This window comes from Streptomyces tateyamensis (genome assembly GCF_003205575.1).
Taxonomy (GTDB): Bacteria; Actinomycetota; Actinomycetes; order Streptomycetales; family Streptomycetaceae; genus Kitasatospora; species Kitasatospora tateyamensis.
Genome location: NZ_PYBW01000052.1, coordinates 436 through 18432, shown reverse-complemented (window position 1 = coordinate 18432; position 17997 = coordinate 436). Strand labels below are relative to the sequence as shown.

Here is a 17997-nt window from a genome sequence, read left to right as displayed (position 1 = left end):
CTACCCTTCGGGCGTGAGGTCGCGGGCGGGGACGGTGAGGCCGAAGTGCCGGTCGAGCACGGTCAGCAGTTCGGCCTCGTCCGCGAGGGCGGTGGTGGTGCTGCTGCGGTCGTGCACGACCGTCAGGTGCCCGTCGCGCACGCTCATCCGCCCGGTGGGAGTGGGCAGGCTCGCCACCTTGTGCCAGTTCAGCAGGCTGTTGGGGGACGCGGTCGTGTAGAAGTGCGCCATCTCCAGGTCGACGGCCTCGACCGGATGGTCGACGAAGGCGTAGATGTCCTGCCACTCATCGGAGTTGACGGCATGTTCGACGATGGAGACGGTCCAGACCGAGGCGTCTTTACTCAACCGCTACCAACTTCCGCCCGGCACCGCACAGTTGCGTGCTCGACCGCGGCTGCGGCCAGGCCGGTGATCAGCGGGTGCACCCGGGTGCCGTCGCCGTCCAGCTCGGGCTGGAAGAGGGTGGCCAGGAAGAACGGGTGGCTGGGCAGCTCGGCGATCCTGACCTCGCCGGCGGCGTCGACCCCGGTGAAGGCCAGGCCGTGCCCGCGCAGCACGTCCAACTGGGCAGGGTTGGGACCGTAGTTGCAGTGGTAGCGCGCCTGCATCCGGTCCGCGCCCAGCAGTTGGGCGGCCCGCGAGCCGGGCAGTACCTTGACGGTCCCCTCGTGGCCGACCAGTGAGCAGGCCAGCGGGACGATCACGGCGTCGGCCTCGGCGGTGGCCGGGGAGTTCTCGGCATGGCCGGCCCGGTCGAGGCCGCAGACGTTGCGGGCGAACTCCAGCAGCGCGTGCTGGAAGCCGCCGCAGGTGCCGAGGAAGGGGATGCCCAGCTCACGGGCGGTGCGGATCCCGGCCAGCACCCCGTCCTCACTGCGGTACGGGCTGCCGGGCAGCACCCAGATCGCGTCGAAGCCGTCCAGCCCCTGCCCGGCCTCCTCGGTCGGGATCCAGTAGGCGTCCAGCTCCAGCCCGTCGCGCAGCCGCATCGCCGCCAGCAGGCCCGGGATGCGGGCGTGCGAGCGGACGGCGTCGGAGCGGTCCCCGACCAGGGCGAGGGTTGCGGTGCGGTTCATGGCCACCATCCTGGCGACCAGGCAGCATCAGGTCCAACGATGGTTTCTGGATCGAGCATAAGAAATACTGATGCATACTGGTCCGCATGGATCCGCACCTCCTGCGCACCTTCGTCGCGGTCCTCGAGCACCGCTCGTTCTCCACCGCCGCCTCGGTGCTCGGCTACACCCAGTCGGCCGTCTCGCAGCACATCGCCGCGCTGGAGGCCGACCTGGGCACCCGGCTGGTCGAGCGCCGACCGGTGACCGCGACGGCGGCCGGCACCCGGCTGATGGAGCACGCACCCGGCCTGCTGCTGCGCCTGGACGCGGCCCGCGCCGACCTCGCCCGCCTGCACGACACCCGGCCCAGCCGGCTGACCGTCGCCCACACGCCCGCCGCGTTCGGCCCGGCAGTCGCGCAGGCACTGGAACGCCTCCATCACGCGGCCCACCCGCTGGAGCTCGAGGTGCGGGTGCTGGGTCGCGAAGCGGTGATCGAGGAGGTGCTCACCGGGCGCGCCGACCTCGGCCTGGTCGACGGCGCCACCGCCCCCAGCGACCCGCTCCCGCTGCCGGACCTCGGCCCCACCACCACCCTCGCCGCGGCCGAGCAGGAGCTGGCCGTGCTCTTCCCGGACGGCCACCCGCTGGCCCGGCGCGGCTCGGTACGGCTGACCGACCTGACCCAGGCCCACTGGATCGATGCCCCGGACACCGCGATCCCGCTCGACCGCCTGCGCGCGGTCTGTCGCGCCGACGGCTTCCGCGCCCGGATCCGGCACCGCGGCACCGACCTGCACGGACTCGCCGCGCTGGCCGCCGCCGGTCACGGCCTGGCAGTGCTGCCGATGCCGCTGGCCGCTGCCCTGCCCGGGGTGGCGGCCGTCCCGCTCACCCAGCCCCGCCTGGTCCACCGCACGGAGCTGATCCACCCCGCCAACCCGACCGAGGCCGCCCGGCAGCTGGCCGAGCTCGTCGCCGACCGCCGGCCGGGCCCGCAGCGGGGGTGAGGCCGGGGCTGCACCCTCACCGGTGCGGCGCAGCCGGGCGCAGTGACGCGCCGGGCCTCACGTGCGCAGGTGCAGCGTGCGAGCCCGCCTCACGTGCGCAGGTGCGGCGTGCGGGCCGACCTCACCCGCGCCGGTGCAGTGTGCGGGCGACCCGGCGGCCGATCTGACCGCGCAGCCGGCGCAGGCCCGGCGACTCCTCGACCGCGCGGTTGGCCCAGTAGTACAGCTGCGGCGGCACATGCGGCAGCAGCGGCGAGTGCCGCTGGCCCAGTAGGGCGAAGAACTGCTCGGGCTTCAGCTCCAGGTAGCGGGTGAGCTCCTCGTACCACCGGGCGCTGTACCGGGCAGCGCTCTGGGTGGCCAGCAGCGCCTGCCGCCGCTCGCGCTCGTAGGCCGCCAGGGCCTCGGGCAGCGCCAGGCCCGGCCGGCCCAGGGCATCCGCCAGGGCCAGGGCGTCCTCCAGCGCAAGGCTGGTGCCGGCCCCGATCGAGTAGTGCGTGGTGTGCGCCGCATCGCCCAGCAGCACCACCTTCCCGTCCGACCAGCGCTGATTGGTGACGGTGCGGAAGGTCTGCCATCGGGCGCCGCCGACCCCGGCGAGCAGTGGCCGGCCGCCGAGCGCCTCGGCGAACATCGCGCCCAGCCGCGCCAGCAGTTCGTCCTCGCCGAGCCGGTCCAGCTCCAGCCCGTGCCAGGTCGCCTCGGCGCACTCGATGACGCAGGTGCTGGTGCCGGCGTCGAACGGGTAGCCGTAGCACCACAGGTAGCCGTGGGAGGTCTTCACGAAGGCGAAGGTGAAGGCGGTGAAGACCTGGGGGGTGCCGAGCCACACGTACCGGTTGCGCCCGTACGTGACGGTGGGACCGAAGCGCGCATCGCGCAGCACGCTGTTGACCCCGTCGGCCGCCACCACCAGGTCGGTCGGACCCAGTTGCTCGCGCCCGCGCACCTCGTGCCGGTACTCGATCCGGACCCCGAGCTCCTGGGCCCGCGCCGCCAGCAGCTCCAGCAACCGGTGGCGCCCGATCCCGAACCCCTCGTCGCTGCTGCGGACCACCTGCTCGCCGCCGACGTGGGCCACGCCCTGCTGCCAGCTCACCGAGGACGCCCGGATCGCCTGCGCGCTGACCCGGTCCGCGGCCAGGCACCGCTCCAGCAGGCCGGCCCAGTAGGTCACGCCCCAGCCGTAGGTCGACCCGGCGGCGTCCCGCTCCAGCACGGTGACCTGGTGGCCCGGGTCGCGCAGCTTCATCAGGACGGCGAAGTAGAGGCCGGCCGGACCGCCGCCGACGCAAGTGATCCGCATGTTTCCCCAGCTCGCCTCGGATGACAGGGCCTCAGAAGCTAGCAGTGATCGGGGCGTGCCGGGGCGCCGACGAGCCGGTGTGTCACCCGTCCGTGTCAGGCTGTTCGACAGCTGGTGCGGCCACCTGCGGCACCGGGGAGGCGCCACCGTCACCGCCTGCCGCGAGGGACAGCAACGGTGACGACGGGCCGACGTACGGCTGTGTGCCCGAGGACTCGGTGCCGTCCTGAGCGGTGCGCTTCCGACCCTTCGTCAGGCCCCGGCGGGCTGTTCGGCGAGCGCCTGGGCCGCCGCCAGTTCGGCGCGGTCGGCCTCCAGGACCGCGGTGAGGAAGCCGAAGGCGTCGGGACCGGCCGGCAGCCGCAGCGGGCCCTGCTCGGCGCCGACCGCGCGCAGCACCACCCGGGCGAACTCCTCGGGCTGATTGATGCCGGGCAGCGCTGCCATGCCCCGCAGGCCGGCCCGCATCGGGGCCAGCGCCTCGCGGTACTCCGGGAGTTGCTGGGCGGTCTCCTGCATCGCGGTTCCGTATCCGGTGGCGAAGCCGCCCGGCTCGACCACGGTGACCCGGATCCCGAACGGAGCGACCTCGGCGGCCAGCGTCGCGCTCATCCCCTCCAGCGCGTACTTGCCCGCCACGTAGGCGCCGAGCCCGGTGAACCCGATCCGGCCGGCCAGCGAGGAGACGTTGACGATGTGTCCGGAGCCCTGGGCCCGCATCAGCGGCAGCGCCAGCCGGGCCAGCCGCCACGGGGTGATGGCCAACAGCTCCAGCTGGCCGCGCAGTTCCTCGTCCGAGACCTCCTCGACAGCGCCGTAGATGCCGGCCCCGGCGTTGTTCACCAGTACGTCCAGGCCGCCGAACCGGTCGGTGCAGGCCTGCACGGCGGCGGTGCAGTCGGCGGCGCTGAGGGCCTCCATCCGGAACGGGAGCAGCTGGTCGGGGTACTCGGCGGTCAGGGCCTCCAGCTCACCGAGCCGGCGCCCGGTCGCGACCACCTGCTCACCGGCCGCCAGCACGGCGCGCACCAGGGCTAGTCCGAGCCCGGCAGAACCACCTGTGACCAGCCAACGACGCGTCATCGCGCACTCCCCTTCTCCGCTGTCGGGTCGCCTGTACCCGGGCGAATGAAGGCTCAATCCGCTTGCTGTACACACCAGTTCGGATCTGCGCCGATCGTCTGCCGGTCACCCCAGCCCGCGCCGCCGGACCGCCTCCTGCCAGGCCCCCGTGACCGCCGCCCGCACCTGCTCCCGGACCGCCGCCAGCTCCCCGTCCACCTGCACCGGGGCTCCCAGGTGCACGTGGTAGTCGGGCCGGCGCAGCGGCGCGGTCAACACGCCGGCCAGCTGCTTGGTCCCGCTTCCCGAACTCAACCGGCGCGCCCCCGCCTGACCGAGCGGCAGCACCGGCGCTCCCGTGGCCAGCGCCAGCCGGGCCAGCCCGCTGCGGAACTCCCCCGGCGCGCGCTCCCCCGAGTCCCGCCGGCGCGGCAGCCCGCCCTCGGCGTAGATCAGCACGGTCCGCCCCTCCCGCAGCGCCGCCGCGGCCGCCTCCAGCGACTCGGCCGCGCGGGCGGTGCCGCGCCGCACCGGGATGCAGCCCTCCCGCTCGAGTGCGGTGCGCAGCACGGGTATCCGCCACAGCCCGGCGGTCGCCAGCACGGCCGGCCGGACCCCGAGCCGGTGCAGTGCGGCCAGCACGATCGCCGGGTCGGCCAGCGAGGTGTGGTTCGCCGCGACGATCGCCCCCTCGCTCGCCCCGATCGGCGCGGCCGTGCTCACCCCGAGCCGCCCGCACACCGGAACCACCATCGCCGCCACCCGACCCAGCACCGCACACCCCTCCCACGTGACCCTTGAAACGCTCCCATCCTCCCGCACCCGCAGGCCGCCGCACCCGAGTACGGGTACTCAGTTGTGCGGGGAAAGAGACCGGTGGGCCCCCGGACCGCGCGCCTGGGGACCCACCGGGGCCTGTCGGATCAGCTCAGCTGACGTCGGCTCAGCCGATCGTCCAGTGCTGCAGCGCCGACCCGGTGTCCGGCTGCTGGGTGACCAGCGCGCCGTCCGTGCTGCTCGCCGTGGTCAGCAGCAGCCCGCTCTTCTGCGAGGCGACGGTGTACCCGCCCCCGGCCACCGGGGTCACGGTCCAGCGCTGGTTGGTGCCGCCGGTGCAGGTCCACTGGATCACCTGCGCCCCGGCTGCCGTGGAGCCGCCGCTGACGTCCATGCAGAGCTTCGACTGGCCGTTGGTGACCTGGTACGAGCCGTCGGCCTGCTGGGTGAAGGTCCAGGACTGGTTGCTGCCGCCGTTCGGGGTCCAGGTGACCAGCTGGGTGCCCGCACCGGTCGAGTGGTTCGGGTCGTCCAGCGCCTTGCCGCTCGCGGTCAGCGTGTGCGCGCCCGCCAGCACCGGGGTGACCGCCCAGCTGAAGCTGGTGGAGCCGCTCGCCGTCCCCGAGGAGGCGGTGACCGTCACCGTGCTGCTGCCGCCCGTCCTCGGGGTGCCGGTGACCAGGCCGCCGGTACTGACGGACAGTCCGGCGGGCAGCCCGCTCGCACTCCAGCTGAGCGGCTTGCCCGCGGAGTCGGTCCCGGCCAGCTGGAGCGATACCGCCGCGCCGACCGCGCTCGACTGGTTGCCGGGGTTGGCCACCGTCACCGTCTCGGCCGCACTGCCCACCGCGGTCAGGCTCAGCGTCTGCTCGGCGCCGGTGCGCCCGCCGCCGACCGTGCTGCCGCTGGTGTCGGTCCAGTTGCGCACCGGGGTGGTCTCCGCGGCCCGCGAGGAGGTGGCCGACAGCGCCAGCACCAGGCCGCTGTAGCGGTTCACCAGGTGCACCGCGCCGCCGGAGCCGGTCAGCACGAACCACTGCTGACCCACCGTCGGGCCGCCGCTGCCCGCCGTGGACGCGACCGGCTGCGCACCCCAGGCGCGGCCCGCCGTACCTGCGGTGCTCACGCCGAGCAGCTGGCCGGTGGACGCGTTGGCGATGGTGTAGGAGCCGTCCCCGCGCGAGGCGAAGTTCCACTCCTCCAGGGTCGAGCCGGTCGGCGCGGCCACCGAGGTGGTCGCCGAGCCGCCGGAGACCTGGGCCAGCGTGCGGCCCGCCCCGCTGGCGATCCGGTAGGTCTTGGCGGTGTCCACCGGCGCGGCCGGGTTCGGTCCGTCCAGGGTCAGGTTGACGTACTGTCCGTTCGAGCCCGCGGCGCAGGACCACGCGCAGTACGAGCGGAAGCTCTTGCCCACCACGCCGTTGGTGGTCCGGCTCGCCCCGTCCAGGAACCAGCGGTACCAGGAGGCGGTGTGGTAGCTGCCGCTGTCGCCCAGCAGGAACCACTTCTGCGAGGACAGGTCGCTGGTGGCGTAGTACTGCTGCGGCGCGTTGCCGCTCTGGTCCACCGCCTGCGGCTCGCCGATGTACAGGCCGAGGTAGGCGTCGTAGGTCACGTCCATCACGAACAGCGGCGAGGTGGCCGGCATCTGCCCGGCCGCGATCTGCTGCTCGGCGGTGCCGCTGGTGGCCGGGTCGTACTCGGCCGAGGGCGGCGTGTACCCGGTGCTGTTGGTGGCGTCCACCGGGACCAGGTTGCTCTCCTGGCCGCCCTGGCCCGGCTGCGACCAGGAGCCGTTGTACCACTTCTGCCAGGAGCTGGGCGCCATCTTGGCCGAGATCGGGGCGCGCGCCGCGTGCTCGTAGAAGGCCTTCCAGCCGCCGGACTTGTCGATCACCCGGGAGCCGTAGAAGACGTAGAAGTAGCCGGAGGCGGTGTCCACGTAGAGGCGCTGGTCGCCGTCGCCGTAGTAGTAGGTCTGGCCGGGGAACTGGGTGCTGTCGCCGCGGGTGGTGCTGTACGGCGAGGTGATCGCGTGGTCCTTGACGGTCCAGGTGTGGCCCTGGTCGGTGGACTCGGCGTAGTCGATCGCGTCGTAGTGCAGGCCGTCGCCGAACGGGGACGGGGTGAACTCGTTGTGCACCAGCCCGTACCAGTTGCCGGTGTCCGGGTCGACCCAGGTGCCGACCAGGTCGCAGTAGTTCTTCTGGGCGTAGCTGGAGTTGCCGGTCGCGTAACTGGCGCCCAGGCCAGTGGGGCTGTTGTTGCAGCGCCAGGTGGTGTCGTTGTTCCGGTCGCTGGAGTTGGCCGGGTTGACGGCGTTGTCCAGCGCGCTGTCGGCGGTGGCCGTGTCGAAGTCGGTGCCGGTGTAGAAGCTCCAGTTCCGGGTGTCGCTGGCGCCGTACAGCGCGGCGGACTCCTGGTAGTGGAAGGTGCCGTCCTTGTCGAGGTAGGGGGCGGCCGGGCTGTCGGTGATGTTGCCGAACGCCGTGGGCGCCGAGACGCTGACGGTGTAGCCGCTGCCGGTGGCGGCCACCGCGGGGGTGGTGGTCGCGGGCACGGCGAGGGTGAGCAGGGCTGCGGTGGTGAGGCTGGCGAGCAGGGCCGCGCGTGTTGGGGGGAACACGGATTCTCCTCGGTCGGGGGTGGGGAGTCAGTGCGATTCCACGACCAGCCAGCCGCGGTGCGGCAGGTCCTGGTCGAGGCTCGGTCCGTCGGTCTGCGCGGTGAGACGGGCCGGAGTCGGTGGGGTGAGCGGGGCGAGCAGCGTGGCAACGGTGAACTGCGCTGCCCCGCTCGGGAGGTGGAGCTGCGGGCGGGCCGGGTCGGCGCTGCCGTTGGCGATCGCCAGCAGCAGCCGGCCCTCGGCCTCCCAGAGCTGCGGGATCAGGTGCGGGCCGCCGCTGACCAGCGGCAGCGCGGGCGCCGTGCCCTCCAGGAAGCGGACCGCCGCGTGCAGCAGCGCCCGCCCGTCCTCGTCGAACGGCAGCAGTGCCACGTCGGTGGCGGCCAGCACGGCCACCCGGCCGCCGAGTCGGTTGCGGTGGACGAACCGGCCCGGGCCCCAGATCTGCTGCCCTGCCGTCAGGATCTCGGTCCACACCTCGGCCTCGGCCACCGGGGTCAGCCTGGCCAGCGCGGGCTGCACGTTGACGCTCAGATAGGCCTCCTCCTGACCCTCCCGGACCACCCGCTCCATCGCGTACGGCCCGGCCCGGTCCGGCGTCGCGCGGTCGACCAGGTCGACCGCGCGCAGTCCGAGCAGCGGGCCGAAGCCGCGCCGGCTCAGGATCTCGGCCGCCGTGCCGTCCACCAGCAGGCCGCCGGTGAGCAGCTGCTCGATCTCGAAGTCGCCCAGAGACCAGGCAAGCTGACCGAAGACGGCGGCAACCGGCGCCGCCTCGGCGGTGACCGGAACCCCGTAGCGCAACAGGTAATCGGCGGCGCCCTGTGCGTCGACCGCGAGTTCGGCGAGTTCGCCGCCGACCCGGGTGCGCACCTGCGCCGCGGGCTGGGCCGGCACCGGCAGCGCCACGCCGAGGCTCCGGGCACCGGCCGGGCGCGCCGCAGCCACCCAGTCCAGCGCCGGGCGCGAGCGCCGCAGCAGCTGCGCGACCTTCGGGAAGCGCAGCGCCCGCCCGGACTGCATCGGGTGCAGGTTGAGGAACATCGCGTCGGAGCCGGCGAGTTGGGCGGCCACCAGCTCGGACCAGGTCTGCGTGTCGGACTTGGACCAGGTGGTGTGCGGCCAGTTCTCGATCTCGGGCTCGCTGCTCGCCCCGGCCGGGCGCAGCGCCCGCTGCGCCTCCAGCATCCAGACAGAGAAGCTGAGTTCGCGCCCCGGTGCGTCGCTGTACCGGGCGAAGTGCGGCCGGTGGGCGACCCGCCCGCCGATGCTCAGCGCCTGGAACAGGGCCGGCCAGTCCCGGCCCTCGGTCGCGTGCACGCCGAGCTCGGAGCTCATCAGCCCCAGCTGCACCCGACCGCCGGAACGCTCGGCCACCCCCCGGGCGACCGCGGTAGCCACCTCCAACTGCGCGGTGCGCCAAACCTGTTGCAGCAGCGCGCGCCAGGGGTGCGGCTCGCCGGGCGAGGTGACGGCGGCGACCAGGCGCTCGCGGTCCACCGGCCGGCCGACCCGGGCCGAGAACCGCTCCAGCATCAGCGGTTCGAAGCCGCCGCCCCAGTGCAGCGGGGCGTGGTTGTGGTAGCGGAAGTCGTCCTCCAGCCAGAGCACCCGCAGGTCCAGCTCGGCGTACCGGGCGTACTGGCCGACCAGCCACGTGCGCCAGCGCGGGCAGGCGAAGGAGGCCTGGGCGGCGGCCGCGCGGCCGCGCGGGTCGACCATCGGCGCGAACCCGAGCCGGTCGACGCGGCCCCGGTCGGCGTGCCCGGCGGTGACCCAGGGGTTGAGGCTGACGCCCAGTCCCGCCTCGCGCAGCACCGCGGTGGCGGTGGCGGCCACCTCGAAGAGCTGCTCCCCGTCCGGGTGGCCCTCGTACAGCTCCTCGGCCCCGAGCAGCAGCACGACCTCCTCGACGCCCGACCCCCCGCAGAACTTGGCGAGTTCGCCCGCCTGCCTCGCGGCCTCGGCTCCGGGGTGGAGCTGGAAGCGCAGGTGGTACTTGGCGGGCACCCGGGGGCTCCTCACTTGGAGCTGCCGGCCACCAGGCCGGAGCGCCAGAAGCGTTGCAGGGACAGGAAGAGGATGACGAGCGGGACCGCGGAGATCGCGGCGGCGGTGATCACGATGTTGAACGGCACCGCGGTCGGGCCGATCCCGCGCTGGGCCTGCCAGCCGACGATGCCGACGGTGACCGGTTGCAGGTGGTCGTTGGCCAGCATCAGCACCGGCAGCAGGTAGTTGGTCCAGATCGCCACGAACTGGAAGAGGAAGATGGTCACCAGGGCCGGCGACATGATCCGCAGCGCGATGGTGGCGAAGATCCGGAACTCGCCGGCGCCGTCGATCCGCCCGGCCTCCAGCAGTTCGTCCGGGACCGAGGCGCCGGCGTAGATCCGGGCCAGGTAGACGCCGAACGGGCTGACCATGCTGGGCAGCAGCACCGCCCAGTAGGTGTTCACCAGGTGCACCCCGGAGAACATCAGGTAGAGCGGCACGGCCAGCAGCGGCTGCGGCACCAGGACCGCGGCGAGCACCGAGTTGAAGGTGAACTCCCGGCCGCGGAACGAGTACTTGGCCAGGGCGTAGCCGGCCAGCGCGGCGATCAGGGTGCTGACCGCTGCCCCGCCCACGGCGTACAGCGCACTGTTGGCGAGCCACTGCCAGTAGATCCCGCCCTGCTGGACGAAGACCTGGTGCACGTTGCCGAACAGGGCGAACTTGGCGAACCAGAAGCCGTTGCCGGTGAACAGGTCGGTGTTGGTCTTGGTGCTGGAGACCAGCAGCCACCAGACGGGGGCCAGGAAGTAGACCGAGGCGAGCAGCAGGACTGCCAGCACCAGGTAGCGGGAGAGCTGGTTCGACCGGGTCACAGTGCGGCCCCCTTGCGCTGGACCAGCTTGAGGAAGCCGAAGGACAGGACGAAGGCGAGCAGCGCCAGGATCACCGATTCGGTGGCGGCGGCGTTGAAGTTGTCGGCGTTCACGGCGTCGTAGGCGGCGTAGATGGGGGTGTAGGTGGAGGACAGGTTCGGGGCGACGTTGTGCAGGATGGCCGGCTCGTTGTAGAGCTGGGCGGTGCCGATGATCGAGAAGACGGTGGTGAGCACCAGCGCCGGGCGCACCAGCGGCACCTTGATCCGCCAGGCGATGCCCCAGGCCGAGCAGCCGTCCATGGTGGCCGCCTCGCTCAGCTCGGCCGGGATGGCCTGCAGCGCCGAGTAGATGATCAGCATGTTGTAGCCGGTCCAGCCCCAGGTGAGCATGTTGCCGATGGTCGGCGCCAGCATCGCGTCCGAGGTCAGGTTGAGGTGCAGGCCCAGGTGGTGGGCCGCCGTAGTGATCGGGCTCAGGCCCGGCGCCACCAGGTAGGACCACATGATGGCGCCGACCACCCCGGGCAGCGCGTAGGGCAGGAAGAAGGCCAGCCGGAAGACCCGCTTGAAGAGAGTGGACTTCGCGTCCAGCAGCAGGGCCAGGCCGAGCGCGAACAGCAGCATCAGCGGCACCTGGACCAGGCCGATCAGCAGCACCCGCAGCAGCGAGCCGCGGAAGTCCGCGTCGCCCAGCGCGGTGGCGTAGTTGGCCAGCCCCACGAACACCTGGGTCGGGGCGGTCAGCCCGAGCCCGGAGCGGTGCATCCTGAACAGGCTCTGGTAGAGCGTGTAGCCGATCGGCGCCAGGTAGAAGGCCGCGAACGGGATCAGGAACGGGGCCAGGAACAGGGCCACGGGCCGCCCGCGACGGCGGCGTCGGCCGGTGCGGCGTGCGCCGGCGGCTCTGGCCGGGCCGGCGGTTCGCTCGTGCAGGGCGGTGGTCATGGGGGTGCTGCCTTCCGTGCTGCGGAGCCGGCCTGCGGCCCCGCCGAACTGGTGACTGGTCAGGTGACGGCGGCTCAGCCGCCCGCGACGCTCAACCCCTGCTGCTTCATCGCGGCCACCGTCTTGCCCTGCACCGCGCCGAGCATGTTCGGCACGGTGGTGCCGCCGGTTCCGGCCTGGCCGAGGCCGTCGCCCACGTCGGTGGCGGTCTGGGTCATGGTCGGGCCCCAGGTCCAGTCGGTGCTGATGTGCGGGGTCTCGGCCTTGAAGACGTCGAAGATGGTTTGGCCGCCGTAGAACGTGTCCGGTGCGGCGAGCGCGGGGTTGCCCAGGCCGGAGGTGGCGGCCGGGTAGATGCCGGTGACCTTGATCAGGTTGCTCACGCTGTCCGCGTTGGTGCTCATCCAGGTGGCGAACTCGGTGGCCTCCTTGGCGTGGCCGCAGCCCTTGAGCACCGCGGTGGCCGAGCCGCCGTCGTTGCCGTAGGCCGGGTTGGCCGCGTCCCAGACCGGCATCGGGGCGACCGCCCACTGGCCGGCGCCGTCCTTCACGCTGCTGGCGATGATCGGCGCGTCCCAGACCGCGTTGACGTCGGAGAGCACCTTGCCGCTGCCCATGTCGGCGTAGAGCGAGGGGGCGTAGCTCGGGTCGGTCTTCAGCAGCTTCTTGTCCAGCAGGCCCTGCCAGTAGCCGGCCACCTTCTGGTTGGCCGCGCTGTTCAGGGTCACCTGCCACTGGTCTCCGCTGGTGCCGAACCAGCCTGCGCCCGCCTGCCAGGCCAGGCCCGCGTAGTTGTAGGAGTCGTTGCCGAAGTCGCCCAGGTAGACGGTGGGGTCGGCGGCGTGCACCTTGGCCGCGTCGGCCGCGTACTCGTCCCAGGTGACCGGGGGCTTGTCGATGCCGTACTTGGCGAACAGGTCCTTGCGGTACATCAGCGCCATCGGGGCGGTGTCCACCGGGATGCCGTAGGTCTGGCCGCTGATCGTGACCTGCTTCCAGGTCCAGTCCGCGAACTGGGACTTGGCGTCACCCGCGTACTTGGTCACGTCGGTCAGCGCGCCGGCGGCGGCGAAGCTGGGCAGCGTCTCGTAGCCGACCTGGGCCAGGCAGGGCGCGTTGCCCGCCTTGGCGGCGGTGAGCATCTTGGTGTAGCCGCCCTTGCCGCCGGAGGCGGTCTTGTCGAAGGTCACCTGGATGTTCGGGTGGGTCTGGTTGAACAGCGCCACCGACTGGTCGTAGCCCGGTGCCCAGCCCCAGAAGTCGAGCTTCACCACGCCGCCGGAGGCGCCGGCCGAGTCGCTGGTGCCAGAGCTGCCGGAGGAGCAGCCGGTGACCACGGCGGCGGCGGTGAGCACCGCGAGTGCGGCGGCCAGGGAGTGGGATCTTGCCTTCACGTGCGTCTCCTGGGGAGCCAGAGGGGATGCGAGAACCTGCGCGGTATTGGCATGGACGAAGCAGTATCGATCAGGACCGAGCAAGTCTGAATTCGTTCGGCTATTGTTTGAACTAACATCGGCCAAGTCAATAGGCTGGTCCGCAACAGCTTGAGAGGAGCCGTCGGTGAAGCAGGCGCTACAGGGCACGGGCGTACGCGATCTGGCCATGGCACGACCCGCCGTCGCCCGTGACCGGTCCGCCTCCAGACGGGCCAACCTGAGCCTGGTGCTGCGGCTGCTGCGCGACGAGGGCCCGCGCTCCCGGGCCCGGATCGCCGAGGAGACCGGCCTGCCCAAGGCGACCGTCTCGCACCTGACCGCCGAACTGCTGGAGGGCGGGCTGGTCCGCGAGGGCGCCGCCGAGCGCGACCGCGGGGCGGTCGGCCGCCCGGGCCAGGCCGTCGAGGTGGACGGGCGCCAGGTGCACGGCCTGGGCGCCGAGGTCAACGTGGACTACGTCAGCGTGCTCGCGCTCAACCTGCGCGGCGAGGTGGCCTTCGAGCACAGCGTGCCGCTGGACGTGCGGGCGCTGACCCCCGGGGCGGTGCTGGACGTGGTCGCCAGGCTGGCCGAGCAGGGCACCGACGCGGTCCGGGCGGGCGGCGGGCGGGTGGTCGGGCTGACCCTGGCCACTCCGGGCGCGGTGGACATGGCAGCCGGCGTGGTCAAGTACGCCTCCAACATCGGCTGGCACGAGGTCCGCGCGCTCACCGAGCTGCGCCGCCGGCTCGGGCCCGGCACGCCGGAGCTGCACCTGGAGAACGACGCCAAGCTGGGAGCGCTGGCCGAGTACGTGCTCGCCTCCGCCGACAACGTGCGCGACCTGGTCTTCGTCAGCGGCCAGACCGGTGTCGGCGTCGGGATCATCGCGGGCGGCCACCTGGTGCGCGGCACCGGCGGGTACGCGGGCGAGGTGGGCCACCTTCGGCTGGTCCCCTCGGACGAGCCGTGCGCCTGCGGGCGGCGCGGCTGCTGGGAGACCACGGTGGGCCGGGACGCCCTGCTGCGCTACGCCGCCGACCCGGGCGATCCGGTCTTCGACCCGATGACCGACCTGGGGCAGCGGCTGGCCGTGCTGCGCGAGCGGGCCGGCGCCGGCGACCCGCGCACCCTCGCCGCGCTGGACCGGATCGCCGCACATCTGGCCCCGGGGCTGGCCCTGCTCGCGGACATCCTCAACCCCCGACTGCTGGTGCTCGGCGGCCACTTCGCCTTCTTCGGGGAGTACCTGATCGAGCAGGTGACCCGTCAGGTGCACGAGCTGACGATGGCCCCGGACGCGGGCGGCGGCGAGATCGTGCTCTCCCAGCTCGGCCTGACCGGCACCGCGCGCGGCGCGGCGCTGCTGGCCCTGGACGCGGTCTACCAGGACCCGACGGCGGTGATGGCGGGCGGCGCCTGAGCGGCCCGTCGGTCCACGGGCCGTCAGCTCCGCGGTACGCACCGCTCACCGGCTGCCGTACCGCACCCTCCTGTCACCACCCTGCGTCGTCACCACCCGCCTGGTATGACAAGCTGCCCGCATGCGTATCGGACTGCTCGGCACCGGCCCCTGGGCGCAGCGCGTCCACGCTCCCGCCCTCGCGGCGCACCCCGAGGTGGAGTTCACCGGCGTCTGGGGCCGGCGCCCCGCGGCGGCCGCCGAGCTGGCGGCGGCTCAGCAGACCGCCGCCTTCGAGGACCTCGACGAGCTGCTCGGCGCCGTGGACGCGGTGTCGGTGGCGCTGCCGCCCGAGGTGCAGGCCGAGCTCGCGGTGCGGGCCGCGCGGGCCGGATGCCACCTGCTGCTGGACAAGCCGGTGGCCACCGAGGTCGCCCAGGCGGCGGCCGTGCTGGCCGCGGCGCGCGAGCACGGGGTGGCCGGCCAGGTCTTCTTCACCCTGCGCTTCGACCCCGAGCGCGCCGACTGGGTCACCGCCCAGACCGGCGCCGGGTGGACCACCGGGCGGGTGCGCTGGCTCGGCTCCGTCTTCACCAGCGGGGACAGCCCGTACGCCTCGCCCTGGCGGCGGACCAAGGGCGCGCTCTGGGACCTCGGTCCGCACGCGCTCTCGGTGCTGCTGCCGACGCTCGGGGAGGTCGAGCAGGTCTCGGCCGAGCTCGGCGAGCACGAGACGGTGCGGCTCGACTTCCAGCACACCGGCGGCACCAGCAGCACCGCCGAGCTGAGCCTGAGCGCGCCGGTCGAGCTGGCCACCCTCGCGGTCGACCTGCACGACGGGCCGCGCAGCACCAGCCTGCCCAGCCCCGGCGGCGACCCGGTGCCCGCCTTCGGCCGGGCGATCGACGCGCTGCTGGCCGGCGCCCGGGAACCGGGCCGCCGCACACCCTGCGACCTGGAGTTCGGCCTCCACGTGGTGCGCCTGCTGGCCGCGGCCGAGCAGGCGCTGGCCACCGGACGCACCGTCAGCACCGCCGGGCACTGAGCAACCGGCGCCGACTGGCAACTTCTGACGCCCCGTCCGGGGGTGACCGGGGGCCGACGGCGGCATAGCCTAGCTTCGTGACCATCGGCAATCATCCAGCGGGCTCCCCGCCCTACCCCATACCCGAGAGCCTGCCCGAACCCGACGCCCTGCTCCGTGACACGGACTGGGGCGACCCGAACCTCTACATGGCTCGCGGCGACGTGCGGTCCGTGCCCACCGCGCTGGCCGCCCTGCTCGATCCGGACCCGGCGGTCCAGCAGCGGGCGCTCGACCACGACCTGGAGCCGGTCCGGCACCAGAACAGCATCTACCCGCCCGCGGTCTACGTGGCCCAGTACGTCGCGGCGATCCTGCCCGACCCGCGCACCGCCACGGTCGGCACCTACGAGCTGTACCAGCGCCACCAGCGCACCCAGCGGCCCCGCCCGCTGCGCGCCGCCCTGCTGGACTGGCTCGGCTTCCTGGCCTACGACGCCAACGACTGGAACGCCGACTTCGACCGCATGCACGGCTACCTGCACCCCGAGCGCGACGCCGTACGCGCGCTGCGCCCGCTCCTGTACGCGGCGGTCGCCCCGTTCCTGCACGACCCGGATCCCGAGGTCCGCCAGGCCGCGCTGGTCTGCGCCGTCCCGCTCGCCGAGGACCCGCGCCTCGCCGACCAGCACCCCGCCCTCTCCGCCTGCGCCTGCGACCTGCTGGACTCCCCGATGACGGACCGGTACTACCACGCCCGTGCCCTGGAGGGCCTCGCGGTCTGGAATCCGGCGGACGACACCGACGTGTGAGGCGCCCACCCGCGATACCGTCCTCCACCTGACGGACCGACACGTCGCGCTGTCCCTGGAGCCGCGCCCCGAGCACCTGGGGCCCTCCCCACCCGACACCGGCGGCCCCGCCGGGGATCTCCCGGCCGGGCCGCCGCGCCTGCCCCGCTCTCCCATCCGTTTCCCAGCACTCTCCAATTCCCTGTGAGCGACAGCTGTTGGGAACCGGCCGCGCACGCCGCAAGGCACCCGCGGCCGACACCGTGCGCCCCCCGTCGAACAGGCCCGGGTCGCCACGGATTCGGAGGAGTGACATGCAGATCCCCGTCATCTGCTTCCCGTTCGCGGGGGCCGGCGCCACGGTGTACCGGCGCTGCCAGGAGTACGGCAGCGAGCAACTGCTACTCGTGCCCGTGCAACTGCCGGGCCGTGAGGAGCGTTTCGCCGAGCCGCTGTTCACCGACGTGGCCAACGCGGTGGACGACCTGCTGCCCGCGCTGCTCGACCAACTGGCCGGCTACCCGCAGGTGGCGCTGTTCGGCCACAGCCTGGGCGCGGTGCTCGCCTACGAGACCGCGCACCGGCTCACCGGGGCGGCCGGTCCGCAGTTGCTCAAGCTCTTCGTCTCCGGCTCCCCCGGGCCCTGGACGCAGCGTGGGATCCGGGCCACCGGCCTGTCGGACCAGGCCTTCCTGGCCCAGGTCACCGAACTGGCCGGTTACGCCCACCCGGCGCTGGAGCACCCGGACCTGCGCGAGGTGCTGCTGCCCACGCTGCGCGCCGATGTGGAGATGCACGAGAGCTACCTGGGCCCCGAGGACAAGCCGCTGGCGGTACCGATCGTCTCGGTCCGCGGCGACCAGGACCAGTTGGTCTCCCGCGAACAGGCCGGCGAATGGGCGGCGGCCACCGCCGCCGGGTACCGGCACGTCGAACTGCCGGGCGGGCACATGTACCTGACCGACTCAGCCGCGGAGCTGGTCCGGCTGCTGGAGACCGAGCTGGCCGCCGAGCGGACTACCGTGCAGGTGCGCCGATGATCGCCCTGCCCCGGCCCGGGGCCGCCCCTTCCGCGGCCACTGCGGCACTGGCTGGTCGGACCGCCGTGGTGACCGGCGCCGCCCGCGGCATCGGCCGGGCCTGCGCCCTCGCCTACGCCCGGGCCGGCGCCGACCTGGTGCTCACCGACATCGGCCACGACCTGCCCGGCGTACCCTACCCGCTGGGCAGCCTGGACCAGTTGGCGTATACCGCGCAGCTGTGCACCGAGGCCGGCGGGGGCGCCAGCGTGCTGGTCGAGCCCGCCGACGTGCGCGCGGCGGCCGAGGTGCAGCAGGTGGTGGACGCCGCGCTGGACCGGTTCGGCCGGATCGACGTACTGCTCAACAACGCCGGCATCGCCGCGCCCTCGGGCCGGACCGTGTACGAGATCGGCGCCGAGGAGTGGCAGCTGATGCTGGACGTGGACGTGACCGGCGCCTGGCGGATGATCCGCGCGGCGGGCGCCGCGATGACCCACCGTCGCTCCGGCAGCATCATCAACGTCGCCTCCACCGCAGGGCTGGTCGGCTACCGGCACTTCGCGGGGTACGTCACGGCCAAGCACGCCCTGGTCGGCCTGACCAAGGCGGCCGCGCTCGACCTCGCGCCGTTCGGGGTCCGGGTGAACGCGCTGTGCCCAGGCTCGGTGCGCGACGACGAGCAGG

16 protein-coding genes are annotated in these 17997 nt (G+C 73.2%); 6 read left to right on the top strand and 10 right to left on the bottom strand.

The window, feature by feature from the left end; genetic code table 11:
• Together C7C46_RS16555 and C7C46_RS16550 are read right to left on the bottom strand one after the other, a co-directional pair.
• The gene (locus C7C46_RS16555) at window positions 1-348 is read right to left on the bottom strand and encodes an arylamine N-acetyltransferase (protein ID WP_110670384.1); all 348 of its coding nucleotides are present in this window, start codon (window positions 346-348) and stop codon (window positions 1-3) included.
• Window positions 345-1079 carry a CTP synthase C-terminal region-related (seleno)protein gene (locus tag C7C46_RS16550; protein ID WP_110670382.1) on the bottom strand — a complete coding sequence of 245 codons (735 nt, stop codon included), beginning with the start codon at window positions 1077-1079 and terminating at the stop codon, window positions 345-347. The genes C7C46_RS16555 and C7C46_RS16550 overlap by 4 nt, the downstream gene beginning before the upstream one ends.
• A gap of 86 nt (window positions 1080-1165) precedes the next feature.
• Between C7C46_RS16550 and C7C46_RS16545 the strand changes: the two genes are divergently transcribed.
• Window positions 1166-2071, top strand: a complete 906-nt coding sequence (locus tag C7C46_RS16545) for a LysR family transcriptional regulator (protein WP_110670380.1) — start codon at window positions 1166-1168, stop codon at window positions 2069-2071.
• A gap of 121 nt (window positions 2072-2192) precedes the next feature.
• Here C7C46_RS16545 and C7C46_RS16540 read toward each other — a convergent pair whose 3' ends face one another.
• The 8 genes from C7C46_RS16540 to C7C46_RS16505 form a co-directional block, all read right to left on the bottom strand.
• A complete protein-coding gene (locus tag C7C46_RS16540; protein WP_110670378.1) occupies window positions 2193-3377 on the bottom strand; it encodes an FAD-dependent monooxygenase in 1185 nt (394 codons plus the stop codon).
• A 252-nt stretch (window positions 3378-3629) separates the two neighbouring features.
• The gene (locus C7C46_RS16535; RefSeq protein WP_110670376.1) at window positions 3630-4460 is read right to left on the bottom strand and encodes an SDR family oxidoreductase; all 831 of its coding nucleotides are present in this window, start codon (window positions 4458-4460) and stop codon (window positions 3630-3632) included.
• Between the two features lie 105 nt (window positions 4461-4565).
• Window positions 4566-5213: a lysophospholipid acyltransferase family protein gene (locus tag C7C46_RS16530; protein ID WP_110670374.1), complete on the bottom strand. Its 648-nt coding sequence runs from the start codon at window positions 5211-5213 to the stop codon at window positions 4566-4568.
• A gap of 169 nt (window positions 5214-5382) precedes the next feature.
• Window positions 5383-7842, bottom strand: a complete 2460-nt coding sequence (locus C7C46_RS16525) for an RICIN domain-containing protein (protein ID WP_220040638.1) — start codon at window positions 7840-7842, stop codon at window positions 5383-5385.
• A 27-nt stretch (window positions 7843-7869) separates the two neighbouring features.
• Window positions 7870-9852: a hypothetical protein gene (locus tag C7C46_RS16520; protein WP_110670372.1), complete on the bottom strand. Its 1983-nt coding sequence runs from the start codon at window positions 9850-9852 to the stop codon at window positions 7870-7872.
• 11 nt (window positions 9853-9863) lie between these two features.
• Complete coding sequence (locus C7C46_RS16515; RefSeq protein WP_110670370.1) at window positions 9864-10712, bottom strand: carbohydrate ABC transporter permease; 849 nt, start codon at window positions 10710-10712, stop codon at window positions 9864-9866.
• The gene (locus C7C46_RS16510; RefSeq protein WP_110670369.1) at window positions 10709-11659 is read right to left on the bottom strand and encodes a carbohydrate ABC transporter permease; all 951 of its coding nucleotides are present in this window, start codon (window positions 11657-11659) and stop codon (window positions 10709-10711) included. Before C7C46_RS16510 ends, C7C46_RS16515 begins: the two co-directional genes overlap by 4 nt.
• A 74-nt stretch (window positions 11660-11733) precedes the next feature.
• Window positions 11734-13053 carry an extracellular solute-binding protein gene (locus C7C46_RS16505; RefSeq protein ID WP_245984456.1) on the bottom strand — a complete coding sequence of 440 codons (1320 nt, stop codon included), beginning with the start codon at window positions 13051-13053 and terminating at the stop codon, window positions 11734-11736.
• A 208-nt stretch (window positions 13054-13261) separates the two neighbouring features.
• Here C7C46_RS16505 and C7C46_RS16500 point away from each other — a divergent pair, with 208 nt between their 5' ends.
• From C7C46_RS16500 to C7C46_RS16480, 5 genes are all read left to right on the top strand, one after another.
• The gene (locus C7C46_RS16500; RefSeq protein ID WP_110670366.1) at window positions 13262-14497 is read left to right on the top strand and encodes an ROK family transcriptional regulator; all 1236 of its coding nucleotides are present in this window, start codon (window positions 13262-13264) and stop codon (window positions 14495-14497) included.
• Between the two features lie 121 nt (window positions 14498-14618).
• Entirely contained in the window at window positions 14619-15521 is a 903-nt protein-coding gene (locus C7C46_RS16495) for a Gfo/Idh/MocA family protein (RefSeq protein ID WP_110670364.1), read from the top strand.
• A gap of 77 nt (window positions 15522-15598) precedes the next feature.
• Entirely contained in the window at window positions 15599-16312 is a 714-nt protein-coding gene (locus tag C7C46_RS16490; RefSeq protein WP_110670362.1) for a hypothetical protein, read from the top strand.
• Window positions 16313-16605: 293 nt separating this feature from the next.
• Window positions 16606-17331 carry a thioesterase II family protein gene (locus C7C46_RS16485; protein WP_110670360.1) on the top strand — a complete coding sequence of 242 codons (726 nt, stop codon included), beginning with the start codon at window positions 16606-16608 and terminating at the stop codon, window positions 17329-17331.
• On the top strand, window positions 17328-17997 hold a 670-nt coding region (locus tag C7C46_RS16480; RefSeq protein ID WP_110670358.1), incomplete at its 3' end, for an SDR family NAD(P)-dependent oxidoreductase. The genes C7C46_RS16485 and C7C46_RS16480, both read left to right, overlap by 4 nt.